The 12,056-nt window shown below is 46.2% G+C and carries 14 protein-coding genes; 4 read left to right on the top strand and 10 right to left on the bottom strand.

Features of this window, described 5'->3' with window-relative positions; genetic code table 11:
* Positions 1-43: 43 nt before the first annotated feature.
* The 3 genes from ACAN54_RS02830 to ACAN54_RS02820 all read right to left on the bottom strand — a co-directional run bounded on the left by ACAN54_RS02830 (position 44) and on the right by ACAN54_RS02820 (position 1,891).
* Positions 44-904: a Cof-type HAD-IIB family hydrolase gene (locus ACAN54_RS02830; RefSeq protein ID WP_379152229.1), complete on the bottom strand. Its 861-nt coding sequence runs from the start codon at positions 902-904 to the stop codon at positions 44-46.
* A 74-nt stretch (positions 905-978) separates the two neighbouring features.
* On the bottom strand, positions 979-1,410 hold the full coding sequence (locus tag ACAN54_RS02825) for a MarR family winged helix-turn-helix transcriptional regulator (protein ID WP_379152226.1): 432 nt from the start codon (positions 1,408-1,410) through the stop codon (positions 979-981).
* A gap of 136 nt (positions 1,411-1,546) precedes the next feature.
* Positions 1,547-1,891: a hypothetical protein gene (locus tag ACAN54_RS02820; RefSeq protein ID WP_379152223.1), complete on the bottom strand. Its 345-nt coding sequence runs from the start codon at positions 1,889-1,891 to the stop codon at positions 1,547-1,549.
* A 167-nt stretch (positions 1,892-2,058) separates the two neighbouring features.
* On the opposite strand from ACAN54_RS02820, the gene ACAN54_RS02815 reads away from it, so the two are divergent.
* Positions 2,059-2,400, top strand: a complete 342-nt coding sequence (locus ACAN54_RS02815; protein ID WP_379152220.1) for a ribosomal protein L7/L12 — start codon at positions 2,059-2,061, stop codon at positions 2,398-2,400.
* 56 nt (positions 2,401-2,456) lie between these two features.
* Here the strand turns inward: ACAN54_RS02815 and ACAN54_RS02810 are convergent, their stop codons facing one another.
* A complete protein-coding gene (locus ACAN54_RS02810; RefSeq protein ID WP_379152217.1) occupies positions 2,457-2,585 on the bottom strand; it encodes a hypothetical protein in 129 nt (42 codons plus the stop codon).
* A gap of 256 nt (positions 2,586-2,841) precedes the next feature.
* On the opposite strand from ACAN54_RS02810, the gene ACAN54_RS02805 reads away from it, so the two are divergent.
* Positions 2,842-3,702, top strand: coding sequence for an AraC family transcriptional regulator (locus tag ACAN54_RS02805; RefSeq protein WP_379152214.1), 861 nt, complete (start codon positions 2,842-2,844; stop codon positions 3,700-3,702).
* 16 nt (positions 3,703-3,718) lie between these two features.
* Here the strand turns inward: ACAN54_RS02805 and ACAN54_RS02800 are convergent, their stop codons facing one another.
* Positions 3,719-4,333, bottom strand: coding sequence for a DedA family protein (locus ACAN54_RS02800; protein WP_379152211.1), 615 nt, complete (start codon positions 4,331-4,333; stop codon positions 3,719-3,721).
* A gap of 184 nt (positions 4,334-4,517) precedes the next feature.
* On the opposite strand from ACAN54_RS02800, the gene ACAN54_RS02795 reads away from it, so the two are divergent.
* A complete protein-coding gene (locus ACAN54_RS02795) occupies positions 4,518-4,871 on the top strand; it encodes a hypothetical protein (protein ID WP_379152208.1) in 354 nt (117 codons plus the stop codon).
* A 361-nt stretch (positions 4,872-5,232) separates the two neighbouring features.
* On the top strand, positions 5,233-5,586 hold the full coding sequence (locus ACAN54_RS02790; RefSeq protein WP_379152205.1) for a DUF4190 domain-containing protein: 354 nt from the start codon (positions 5,233-5,235) through the stop codon (positions 5,584-5,586).
* Between the two features lie 102 nt (positions 5,587-5,688).
* Here ACAN54_RS02790 and ACAN54_RS02785 read toward each other — a convergent pair whose 3' ends face one another.
* The 5 genes from ACAN54_RS02785 to ACAN54_RS02765 form a co-directional block, all read right to left on the bottom strand.
* A complete protein-coding gene (locus ACAN54_RS02785) occupies positions 5,689-6,897 on the bottom strand; it encodes a response regulator (protein WP_379152202.1) in 1,209 nt (402 codons plus the stop codon).
* Positions 6,894-8,660: a cache domain-containing sensor histidine kinase gene (locus ACAN54_RS02780; RefSeq protein ID WP_379152199.1), complete on the bottom strand. Its 1,767-nt coding sequence runs from the start codon at positions 8,658-8,660 to the stop codon at positions 6,894-6,896. Before ACAN54_RS02780 ends, ACAN54_RS02785 begins: the two co-directional genes overlap by 4 nt.
* 75 nt (positions 8,661-8,735) lie before the next feature.
* Positions 8,736-9,560 (bottom strand): carbohydrate ABC transporter permease, encoded by an 825-nt coding sequence (locus ACAN54_RS02775; RefSeq protein WP_379152197.1) that lies wholly within the window; start codon positions 9,558-9,560, stop codon positions 8,736-8,738.
* 17 nt (positions 9,561-9,577) lie between these two features.
* On the bottom strand, positions 9,578-10,468 hold the full coding sequence (locus ACAN54_RS02770) for a carbohydrate ABC transporter permease (protein ID WP_379152195.1): 891 nt from the start codon (positions 10,466-10,468) through the stop codon (positions 9,578-9,580).
* A gap of 124 nt (positions 10,469-10,592) precedes the next feature.
* Positions 10,593-11,972 carry a sugar ABC transporter substrate-binding protein gene (locus ACAN54_RS02765; protein ID WP_379152192.1) on the bottom strand — a complete coding sequence of 460 codons (1,380 nt, stop codon included), beginning with the start codon at positions 11,970-11,972 and terminating at the stop codon, positions 10,593-10,595.
* Positions 11,973-12,056: the final 84 nt, after the last annotated feature.

The following is a 12,056-nucleotide window of genomic DNA, read 5'->3' as shown; positions in this document are numbered from 1 at the left end:
ATGTCCTAATTAGTGTGTACGATAAACATGTGCGGGAAGCCTGTTATCTTAATATTTCGGATCTTATTTTCCCGTCCTCTATATTTTCCAGCAAAGATGGTTCTCCCAGAAGTAATGAAATCTCATGCAGCACACCATGTTCATTATTGCTCACCGTGTGATAATTAACTACAGCTTTTACTTCCGGCGATGCGTTATCCATAGCGTAACTGTATTTGCACAACTTCAGCATTTCGATATCATTATTGCTGTCTCCAAAAGCCGCGCATTCATCAGGCCGGACACTATATCGCTCCATCAGACGTTCAAGCCCGGATGCCTTGTGGCAACCAGGGATGATCAGATCAATACACTGATGACCACTGGTCACAGGGTCAACTATACCCTTCAGCTCTTCCATAAGCAGCGGCAGGTATTTGTCAACCCCACCAGCGGTCAAGTCAGGAGTTATTAATGCAAATTTGAAAATCTGGTCATTTACTTGCTTGAGTGCGTTAACCTTCTGCAGTCTCGGATAATAACGGCACATGAGCTCATAAAATTCATCACTTTCACTTTCGAGCACATAAGCCCCATCCACTCCGCACATAACTGCAGAAATCTCCTCATATTGACTCAGCTTGTCTACGATCAGGTTTACCTTATCCGGTGCGATTCTGCCGGTGAATAATACTTCTGTTCCATCAATAACATAGGCGCCATTCTCCGCGACATAAGCAAGTTCATCCTGAATCTCTTCAAAAATAGTTTTTAGCTTATAATACTGGTTCCCGCTGGCCACCACGAAATGAACGCCTTTTGCCTTCATTACAGCGTACAGCCGTTTGAACCATTTCCGGTTATAGTTCTTGGAATCATCTAAAAAAGTTCCATCCATATCTACCGCAATTAACTTGATGTTCATAGCAGGTTCTCCTCATGTATATTTATAGGGTCCCCTTTACTGTAAATTGTGAAATGCATTTCATGTCAAGCAGCCTACAGGCTCGAATTCACCTTTAATAATAATTTCATCAGTGTTTCTGCCTCTTCCGTAGTAAGATTGTCAGTGATGCTTTTTTCCACTTCCGCAAAAATCTCATTGAACTCCTCGACCAGAGCTGTTGCTTTCTCCAAAAGATAGATATTTTTCTGCCGCTCATTTTCTTTTGGAATCACCCGTTTAATGTATCCTTTTTTCTCCAGGCCTTGAAGCATGCTGGTGATGCTGGCCTCCTTGCGATTGAAATGCTCCGCCAGATCCTTTTGGATCAGACCTTTTTCCTGATTCTCCGCAATATAACCGATCATCTGCCCCTGCTGTGCATTCATGCCCAGCTCCGCTAATCTTTCATCTGCCTGTCTTTTCTTTTTCAAGCCAATCTCCCGGATCAAATCCGAAAATGGCGTGTTCGAGTGTTGTTCAGTCATGGGCTAAACTCCTTTAACGCAAAATAGTTAGGTTTCTAATTATAAGATAAGCATATCCTTCATCTTTCTAACAGTCAAATGAAACAGGCCAATAATCATTTCTGATTACTGACCTGCATAACTCGTTAAAATATAATCAAAATCCCAGCTGCACGGAGCCATCCTCATAAATATCCACTCTCTGAGTGCAGAGAAGCATACCAAGCCCGTTGGCTGTGCCCTTCTCTCTTAAATCTAACTGCCGGCGTTCCCAAATCTCCCTGTCATGAATAATGTCATAGAGGTAGTATTTCCCGGAATGGGGCGCATCCATCTCTTCCACGAAGATGAAGTTATCTGCAAACAAATTGCGGAACCAGCCAGCAGCCTCTTCGTGGGAGGCAAATGTGGGCAGATCCGCCTCAAAACGCTCCTGCAAATATCTCTGTTTCAGCCTGCCAATTCTAACATAGTATTCTTCAAGTGTGTGTGGAGTAATCATATCCAACCCCCCTCTGCTACATTCCAGAAACTTTTGATCAAAATATCATGATATATACTGAAGGGATATGACATTCTTCATTAGAACCTTCAAGTGTGTTCATTACTGAGCTCGACGGGTATTGAGTAATAGAGTATATACCAATGACCTATAGGGAGGCTCTTTCCTTGCAAAATACAGATTGGATTCCGATCGCTTCACTTGCTCTCTCGAGCTTATTAATGCTAAGGGTAATGACCCTCAGCAGACGGGTTAACGACTTGCAATCACAGCTAGAGCGGATCCATAGCCGCTCAGGAATGGACGGAGGCTTGGTCAAGCCAAGGATGGATACACCAACACCTCTGCATGTGCAGAACATGGAATTTGCTCCGGATCTGGAGAGAAGGCTGTATCTGCTGCTGGCTGAAGGCAAGAAGATCCAGGCGATCAAGGTCCTCCGTGAAGCGAGAAATTTATCGCTGAAGGATGCCAAGGATTATGTAGATCAAATGGATCAGGGCAGGTAATACCATGTGAAAAAGCTATGCGTGCCTTATAAAAACAAAACCGGCTGCGCCACTCCCTACAGGGACTGCGCAGCCGGATCTACGTTAACGTATTCAACCGGTTCACTTATCTGCCCTGTCACATCTCCAATGAGATAAAAAGGCAGTGTGAACATCGTATAGGCATCCAGATTGCTATAGCCCATAATTATGTAATAGGGCACTAACAGCAGCAGAAAGTTGTGTACCAGGAAGAAATCCTTGCGGATCAAATATATTCAATATTTTGCTTCTCATGTCTAGGTTTCACTCTAAGCTATTAATCACCCACTGCTAAGCCCACAACAAAAAAAGCCTGATTGCTCAGACTTAAGAGAGTTATGGACACTTGTTGCATTTAGAACAAACCTGTTGTAGCCTGACAATAGTGTGTCACACTCTTGATATAAAGGTGGATCATCCATGATTCCTGAGCATTATTCCTTTACCGCCGGCTTCAATCTGCTTCCTGAGGAGCAGGACCTGGCTGTTCTGTTCAGCGGTGAAGGCCAGCCCTATCCCGGTCATAAAATCGGACCTTCCGTCCATGATTATTATCTGATCCATACGGTTCTGGAGGGTGAGGGCTGCTTCCAGAGCAGCGCTGCGTCTCAGCAGTGCAGGAGCGGCGACACTTTCGTGATCTTTCCAGGCTCTCTCTTCAGCTATCAGGCGGATGATCTTAACCCTTGGCATTATGCCTGGGTGGCGCTTCAAGGTACAGGGGTATCCGGACTGTTATCCGATATCGGCATTACAAGGGACCGCCCGCTGCTGCAATCCGAGAACATCCGGGAGCTGCACAGCCTGTACGAACGGATCCGTCTCTCCTTCCGGCAGTCTGCTTATCCGCGTCTGGAAAGTCTGGAAGCATCCGGATGGACTCGGCTTCTGCTTCACCATTTCGGGCAGGATAACCTGTCCATGCTGCCTGCCAGACCCATGGAAATGCCGGAAATCATCGACCGGCAGATCGATCAGGCCATCCGCTGGATCTCTCTGCAATTCCATCAACAAATCAGCATAGATCATATGGCGGCAACACTCGGCTATCACCGTGCGCATCTGTCCAAGGCTTTCAAACAGAAAACAGGCCTCTCCCCCAAGCAATATTTACTGAAGATGCGGATGGACAAAGCCAAAAGTCTACTATCAGGTACTCTCACCATTGACCAAGTGGCTTCATCCGTCGGCTTCAACGATGCATTGTATTTCTCCAGACAGTTCCGCAAATACTGCGGCATGTCGCCCAGTGAATACCGCATAATGCTGCGGGAGGATTAGAATGTGTGTATAACCGCTAAGAAGTACGTTCTTTGCTTCTCCGCACCAGCCACAGGATGATCAGTACAACAACAGCACCGCAAAGGGTATAACTCACAGGCCGCATATATTGCTCGACGATTGTCCAATTGTCACCAAGGCGATATCCCAGATACACCAGCACGATATTCCATGGCAAGGAACCCAGTGCAGTGAATAAAATAAATTTCCCGGGCTTCATCCCGGCAATTCCGGCAGGCAAAGAAATGAAGGTCCGGATAAACGGCATCATCCTTGTGAAGAACACCGTACTCTCTCCATAACGGTCAAACCAGCGCTGAGACTGCTCCAGATGGCGGGAATTGAAGAGTATATACTTACCATACTTCTCCAGCAATCTTCTGCCACCATGAGCCCCCACATAAAATGCCGCAACAGATCCAACGAGATTGCCGAGTACTCCCGCGGTCACGACCTCTGGAAAGGACAACGTTCCTCTGGCAATCAGAAGCCCGCCGCTTAGCATAATCACCTCACTTGGAATGGGAATGCAGGCGCTCTCCAGCACCATCCCAATCCAGATTCCCCAGATTCCAAGCGTACTTACAAGATTCAGAGCGGCATCGGTTATAGCGTTCAATAATTGGTGCATGCTATCTCTCCTTATCCTACCTTATGGCTCGTATCACACTAAGTGTACCTCTGATTTCTTAAAGAAACATTAATCGAAAAGAAATCTCCATACGAACAACTGGACATAACAAAAAGGAGCATTGGGGGAAATGCTCCTTCTCGCCTTACATTTACAGCTAATTAAATTAACTATTGGGCCCAAAATGAATCCCAAACTTATATTTATAATTTACCATGATAATTACATATATGCAAGTATTTCCTATATATCCAATGAAAAAAGAATGTCCATGGGCATAATTATTATGGCAGCCTGCCGGAAAGATGCTGGGATAAAATACAAAACACCGTCTCATACTAAGTTCAAAGAGATGGAGGTGAACGTTATGCCCAAAAACAGTGCCGATCCCAAACACGACCGCGCCAATAATCGTGCGGATAAGAAGAACAATCAGCAAAATCACGATCATCTCACTGAGGAACCTCAAATGGTTAGCAACAATAAAGCTGCCGATTACGTAGCAAGCTTAAATGGTGTTACCAAAAATGAAACGTAGCTAAAGATTAAGACTGCACTCCGCCATCCCTGGACGAACGTGCAGTCTTTTCATGTTGGCATAGACCGATCCTATTCATCAAAATTATTAAGGTCAATTGGAGGATTATATAGTAATATTGAAGAAATGGCCGATTCTGGATCCTCTAACGGACAGGAGGTGAATTCATATGATCCAGTACGACAGGATTCTGGGAAAACTGCGCATAAACCTGCTGAAAAATGTCTCTCTGCTGGAAATTGAATAAACTACATAGTTCAACCGATATAAATAAATAGTGGAATGCGCACATCTCCAGTTGGAAAATATTATATAATACACTGGAGCTATTATTCACAAAACACATAAAAGGAGCTATCACATGAGTTATCAACCCCCGCAATTTGGAAATCAGGAATATTACACGCAGCCACCCGCGCCTGCCAAGACAAACGGCAAATCCGTTGCCGCCCTGGTGCTCGGAATCTTATCCATTGTATCTCCTTATATTGGTCTGATATTCGGGATTATTGCGATTATTCTCTCCGCGATTTCTTTCAAAGAGATCCGCACACGTAACGAACAAGGTAAAGGCATGGCTATTGCAGGGCTGGTCTGCGGAATTGTTGGCACGATTATTTATGCCGTTATTATTGCCATTGTCATTATTGCAGTTATTTTCTTGAACGACTATGATGGCGGATATAATGCTTTTAACAGCTTCAACAACATCTAAACCACCTTACACAGCAGCATGACATGCAGTCAAAAAGGAAGCAGACACCGGTTTCGAAACCGGCATCCGCTTCCTTTTTTAGTTGGATTATCAGTGTGTTCTTTATGACAGCGGCGTTCCTTTACTCATCAGAATATTGATATTCTGCTGTTGGCGATACTCGGTAGGGGTTAACTGGTACCTTTTGCGGAACATCTGAGTGAAATGCTTCATGTCCTGATACCCCACATGCTCGGCGATCTCAGCCAGTTTTAGTCTGGGATTAAGCAGCAGCAGCTTGGATTGCTCCAGCCGCAGCGAAGTCACATAGTCTTTGTAGCCCTGCCCGGTTTTTTGCTTGAACAGTTGACTGAAATATGCCGGATTCAGGAATACTACCGAAGCCATTTTTTCGAGAGACAGGTCTTCATTGAAATGCTCCTTGATATAGTGCAGCGCCACATCTACCGCTTTTTCACCGCTCCCCTTCATCGGCTCAAGCTCCAGGGCCTGAAGAGCCGAAGCTTCCCTCATCCGTTTGACGACCTGCGGGACTGTACTGAAGTCATAGCTGAGACCGGAGTGGATCATTTGAAAGGGGATTTTTAAATAATGGGTGAGATGGTCTTTGACCTCCTCCAGAAACTGCTGAATCTCGGCGTCCTCCCGCAAGGTAATGAGTCCAAGCAGACTCTGGCGGTCATAGCTGACAACAAAACCCCGCCCATGCAGCTCAATAAGCTCTGATAGTACGTTCTCCACAATAAAATGCTCCAGCCGTATGCTTCTGTCCGCAGAATCCAGCTGCACCATCACCATATAGAAATGTTTATAATCCTCAATAAAAGGCTCTATGTCCAGATTACCGATATCAAGCCCTGAGGCCAGACGCTGAAAGACGCCTTCCCGCAGAAACCGCAGGCTCGCTTTCAGCCTCTCTCCCTGCCGGGAAATATCGTTGTCCTGCTCAATTTCAAGAGTGAGATTCGTGATGATCTCCAGCAACTTGCTCTTGCCAATGGGTTTAAGCAGATAATCCCTCGCCCCGAGACGTACTGCCTCCTGCGCATAGGAGAATTCACTATGGGCCGAGATCACTACCCATTTCACGTAGGGATATCTGCGCTTGGAGATCTTCATGAATTCAAGCCCGCTCATTCCTGGCATCAAAATATCCGTCAGAACGATGTGAATCCGCTGCTCTTCCATAATCTTGACCGCTTCTTCCGCCTTAGCCGCCACAAACACCTGATGATCCGGACTGATCTGTCCGATGGTGCGTATGATGCCTTCGCGGATGACCCTTTCATCATCAGCTACAAGAATATTCACGTTAAGTTATCTCCTTCCAACCTAATCGGCAGCACAATAGCAACCTGGGTTCCTTCTCCGGGAAAGCTCTGAATGTGCAGCCCGTATTCTTCTCCGAACATATGCTGCAAGCGCCGGTGCAGATTCTGTAGTCCAATCCCGCCTTTACTGCCTTCCTTGGGACTATTCCCGTTCAGGGATTGTAGTAGGCGTTCCAGCTGCCCTGCTGTCATTCCGTCGCCGTTGTCCTCCACAATCAATTGCAGGATGGAATCCTCTTCGCGTGTGTACACCTTCAGAATACCCTGGCGGCCCAGAGACTCCAGTCCATGCTTAACTGCGTTTTCAATCACGGGTTGAACGGTCATCTTCGGAAGACGGATGTTCAGCCAGCGCTCGTCAATATCCATCACAATCTGCAGCCTTCCTTCCAGGCGGATGGAAATAATCATCAGATAATGGCCAATCTGCTCCAGCTCTTCGCGCAGCGTAACCTCTGCTGCATCCTCCCACTGACTGCTGTACCGGAACATTGATGAGAGGGAAAGCACCAGCTCGCCGAGCTGCTCATTCCCCTCCTCATCCAGCATCCAGTAGATCATATCCAGTGTGTTGTAGAGAAAATGCGGATTGACCTGGGACTGCAGCGCATGCAGCTCAGCATTTTTCTCACTCACAGAGGACAGTTTCACGCGTTCAATCAGTTCCTCAATCCGCCGGACCATCCGGTTAAAGGAGGCAACGAGAATATTAATCTCCTGGTAGGACGACACATTGACCATCCCCCGGAAGTTGCCGACCTCCACCTGCCTCATCTCGCGGATCAGCTTTTTCAGCGGTGAGGAGATCGTCTGTGACACGATAGAAGCGATTAACGTCGACACGAAGATCAGAATCGAGATGACAATGAGCAAATAGCGCTTCATCTCTTTCAGTTCCACATTGAGATCCTTATCCGGGGTAATAGTCATCACCCACCATCCGGAAAAAGAAAGCCGGGAAGCCACCACCAGACGCCCAGATTCCTGCCGCACACTCTCATGCTGGAAGTTCTGCAAGGAAGGCAAAGTCTCCCTTACCGGAGCCGGATCTGTTGCTGAGGTCACAAACCGCCCATCCTCTGACATCAAATACACCTGGCTGTGCACACCCAGCTTAAGGTTCTCCAAAGCGTCAAGAACAGGCTGTGGATTCGTCTCATAGAGAACAATGCCAATTGGTTTGTGCTCATTCAGATCATAGATTTGCCGGCCAAAAGCAAACACCGGGCTGTCCTCCACCTGGTCAATTAACGAATGCTGATACACACCGAGCCAGACCATTTTGCCTGAAGAGGATTGAAGCTGTTTGTACCAGTCCTGACTTTGATATTTGGGGTCTACGACATTCATATAGTTGCCGTAATTATAGATTTTTCCTTTGTCCGTGATGACATGGATGCCCACCAGATCATCCCGTGAATAAAATATTGAACCGATAATGTTGGTGACGGTCTGCTCATTGATGTAAGCCACTGCTGGTTCATCCGTTGTTTCATTAATCAATCGAATCATCTCGAAGTTATTGCTGAGTGATTTGGACAGAGAGTCATATCCTTTGTAGAGCAAGGTGAACAACCCTGCCGTCTGGGAGACGTTCTTTTGCGACAAATCACTAATCTTCTCATGCAACTGTACCGTAGTCCGGTTATAGTAGAGCAGGCTGACAATAAGCAGAATACTGGACATGCAAAAAAGAAACAGCAAGAACAACCGATGATGGATGGAATGAAAGCCGCTTTTCATAGGACTCTCTCCTTTCAACACCCTGTTCTGCCGTTTCCTATTATAAATCTTTACCAATTTTTTTTGCAACGACGATTAGCCTTTGACAGCACCCGCTACCATTCCTTTGGTAATTTTGTTGGACAGGAAGAAGTAGATCAGGATAACCGGCAGCGCGCCCATGACCAGGAATGCCCCGATGTCACCGTAATTAACGGAATACTGGCTTACAAAAGTATATACCCCGAATGGTAATGTTTTTAGCTTTTCGGAAGAGATAAAGGTTGCTGCCAGGATGTATTCGTTCCAGATGTTGATGAAGGTCAGGATACATACGGTCATCACCGGCGGGATGGACACCGGAAGAATAATGCTGCGGAAAATCCGGTATACGCTTGCTCCATCAATAAATGCCGATTCCTCAATTTCGTGGGGAATATCTCTCATAAACCCGGACAGGATGAAGACTGCAATTGGTGTTGAGAACGCAACGTACGGCAGAATCAGCGACAAATGAGTATTCAGAACGTGAATGTTCTTGAAAATAATCATCAGCGGCAGCAGCGTAGCCTGCATCGGAATCATCATACCCATTAGGAAGATCGTCATGACGATATTTCCGTATTTCCAGCGGAAACGCGAGATGGCATAAGCTACCATGGAGGCAAGAACAATAACACAGATCATTGTAATGCCGGTAACGAACACACTGTTGGATAAGTATTTCAGATAACTGCCTGAAGTATAGGCTTCACTGTAGTTATGCCATTGAAAGGTTTTGGGGAAGGAGAAAAAGCTGCCATCCATAATTTCTTCATTGGTCTTCAGTGAATAGAGTACTAGCCAGAGCAGTGGATATAACTGGGTCACTACAGGAATTGCGAAAAGAAGATACACGATTCCTTTTTTGAATTTTTGCATGATCGCGCACTCCTTTTCTAATTGAATTTACGTTCAAGTCTGTTGAATATCGCATTAATGAATCCGGTAAAGACCAGACAGACTACAACCAGGAAACTGGCAATCGCACTGCCGTAGCCATACTTCAAAGACATAAATGAGCTATTGTACATATGTGTAGAGATGACATCGGTTGCATGAGCCGGACCGCCGGCGGTCATTACCATAACCAGATCGAAGGCCTGCAGGGAACCGATAAACGCCAGTACAATCGATATTTTAAAGATCGGGACGATCAACGGAAGTGTGATATAGCGATCCGCTTTAAAGCCATCCGCCCCGTCAATTTTGGCCGCTTCATAAAGTTCATCCGGAATATTCTGTACCCCTGTGTACTGAATCAGCAGATGATAGCCGAAGAACTGCCATAGGGATACGAGATAAAGGGCGAACATGGCAATTTTGGGCTCGGTCAGCCAATTGTGTGTCCAGCTGTCCAGTCCCAGAGAGATCAGAACACCGTTGAGCATACCGCCCATGGAGGCCGGGTTATAGATCGTTTTCCACAGTTGTCCAATAATTACGACAGAAAGAATAACTGGTGTAAAATAGATCGAAACCAATGTGTTGCCTCTTCTGACATAACGGTTAAGCAAAATAGCCATTCCCAGACACAGTGGAATTTCCAGCATGGAAGCTACAGCATAGAGCAAGGTTCTTCTTACAGATGGCCAGAACACCGGGTCATTCCAAAACATATCTTTGAAATTGCCGAATCCGACAAATGTGGCAGACGAGAGTCCGTCCCACTTCAATAAACCTGTATACAGTGAAACCAGTATGGGAATAAACACAAGGCACACGTACAAGAACAGACACGGCAACACGAAGACGGCTATTGTGCGTGCTGGCACTTTCAGTACTTTCATCTTTCCCGCCTCCTAAACAAGCAGATTCTTTGTCTATATCAGATGTTTTGTTTCATGGATAAATATCGGTGCGAAGAAGCCGGATTCAGCTTACTTCGCACCGAGAGTGAACGATGGTAACTGCTTATTTATTAGCTTCGAATGCGGTTTGATGTTCTTTGGCTACTGCAGCGGAATCCATTTTCTGTACGAACAGGTTCTGGATACTGCTGAGGTGCACCTGTGAAGTAGCCGGATTCATCGTGTTGTCGAACGAGAGGTCGCCGCCCTTAACTTGGTTGAACAGACCGGCTATGGTGATTGCCAGATCGGAGTAACCGGCTGCTTTCAAGTCGCCGTCTACTTTTTGACCAAGACCTACAGCATTTTTCAGTTCAAATTGTTTCTTAGGCAGATTGCTGGCGAAGAAGTTGAGGAAGTCTTTTGTTTCCTGCAGGTGTTCGCTGTTGGCAGATACTGCGAATGCGCTGCCTGGTGCAAGCATGAATTCGTTAGGGTCGCCTTTGCCGTTAACCGTAGGGAATTGGAACGCTCCTACTTTACCTGCCACGGAAGAAGCATCAACTGCGCCTGTTTCCCAAGATCCGATCACCCACATAGCGGCTTTACCGGATTTGAAGATGTTACCGCCTGCATTAGCGTCAATGGAAGTTGCACCGTCAGGGAACGCACCTGCTTGAACCAGCTGTTGGAATGCGTCTACAGCTTCTACGAAAGCAGGATCTTCAAAGGTTTTCTTGCCATCCATTACATCCTGCAGGAAGCCAGGGCCGCCGTTAGTGCGGAGCAGGATGTTCATGAACAGGAAGGAACCTGTCCAGGAATCTTTTTCACCGATAGCCAGTGGCGTAATACCTTTGTCTTTGAGAATCTTCACGTCCTTAAGCATTTCCTCAAAGGTTGTTGGGGTATTAGCAATACCAGCCTGTGCGAACAAGTCTTTGTTGTAATAGACCACTTCGATGTTATTGCCATCTGGTAAGGCGTATATATTGCCATTAAAACTGTAGTAGTCCAGCAGACCCGTTTGATACGTGTCTTTGAGCCCGTTCTGATCCAGCATATCGTTCAGTGGTGCGAACAATCCTGCATCTACAAAAGGCTTCATTTGTGCGGCCGGGTTCACGATGGTAATGTCCGGTACCTCTTTGGAAGCTGCTTGGGTTTTGAGCTTGACTTTTTGCTGGTCGGTATTCAGTGTATCCAGTTCAATGGTGACGTTTGGATGTTCCTTCATATACTGGTCAGTCAGCTCATGGACCATTTTGTAGGACGGAGTGGTTGGATCGGGATAAATATTCTGGAAGGTAATGGTTACCTTCTTGTCACTCTTCGTCGTGTTCGCTGCTGTACCGCTGTTAGTGCTGTTGGTGCTGTCAGGTGCTGCACTTGACGCTGCGTTGTTCTTACTGTTGTCGTTTGAGTTGCCGCATGCTGCAACGCTTAAAGCCATTGCTGCAGTTAATGCGACGGTGAATGTTGTCTTCATTTTTCTGTTGACCATGAATCAATGCCCCCTGTGTTCGTGATAGGTTAATTATCTTCTGCTTAAGCGCTTCCAACAAGGTGGGAACTACAGAAATAAGGT

This window comes from Paenibacillus diazotrophicus, assembly GCF_042610465.1.
This window is presented reverse-complemented; position numbering and strand designations above follow the sequence as displayed.

What these genes read in the sequence shown, in the direction of transcription:
- ACAN54_RS02830 (WP_379152229.1), bottom strand. Translation starts at nt 904, where the DNA reads ATGAACATCAAGTTAATTGCGGTAGATATGGATGGAACTTTTTTAGAT.
- ACAN54_RS02825 (WP_379152226.1), bottom strand. Translation starts at nt 1,410, where the DNA reads ATGACTGAACAACACTCGAACACGCCATTTTCGGATTTGATCCGGGAG.
- ACAN54_RS02820 (WP_379152223.1), bottom strand. Translation starts at nt 1,891, where the DNA reads ATGATTACTCCACACACACTTGAAGAATACTATGTTAGAATTGGCAGG.
- ACAN54_RS02810 (WP_379152217.1), bottom strand. Translation starts at nt 2,585, where the DNA reads ATGGGCTATAGCAATCTGGATGCCTATACGATGTTCACACTGCCTTTT.
- ACAN54_RS02805 (WP_379152214.1), top strand. Translation starts at nt 2,842, where the DNA reads ATGATTCCTGAGCATTATTCCTTTACCGCCGGCTTCAATCTGCTTCCT.
- ACAN54_RS02800 (WP_379152211.1), bottom strand. Translation starts at nt 4,333, where the DNA reads ATGCACCAATTATTGAACGCTATAACCGATGCCGCTCTGAATCTTGTA.
- ACAN54_RS02795 (WP_379152208.1), top strand. Translation starts at nt 4,518, where the DNA reads ATGAATCCCAAACTTATATTTATAATTTACCATGATAATTACATATAT.
- ACAN54_RS02790 (WP_379152205.1), top strand. Translation starts at nt 5,233, where the DNA reads ATGAGTTATCAACCCCCGCAATTTGGAAATCAGGAATATTACACGCAG.
- ACAN54_RS02780 (WP_379152199.1), bottom strand. Translation starts at nt 8,660, where the DNA reads ATGAAAAGCGGCTTTCATTCCATCCATCATCGGTTGTTCTTGCTGTTT.
- ACAN54_RS02775 (WP_379152197.1), bottom strand. Translation starts at nt 9,560, where the DNA reads ATGCAAAAATTCAAAAAAGGAATCGTGTATCTTCTTTTCGCAATTCCT.
- ACAN54_RS02770 (WP_379152195.1), bottom strand. Translation starts at nt 10,468, where the DNA reads ATGAAAGTACTGAAAGTGCCAGCACGCACAATAGCCGTCTTCGTGTTG.
- ACAN54_RS02765 (WP_379152192.1), bottom strand. Translation starts at nt 11,972, where the DNA reads ATGGTCAACAGAAAAATGAAGACAACATTCACCGTCGCATTAACTGCA.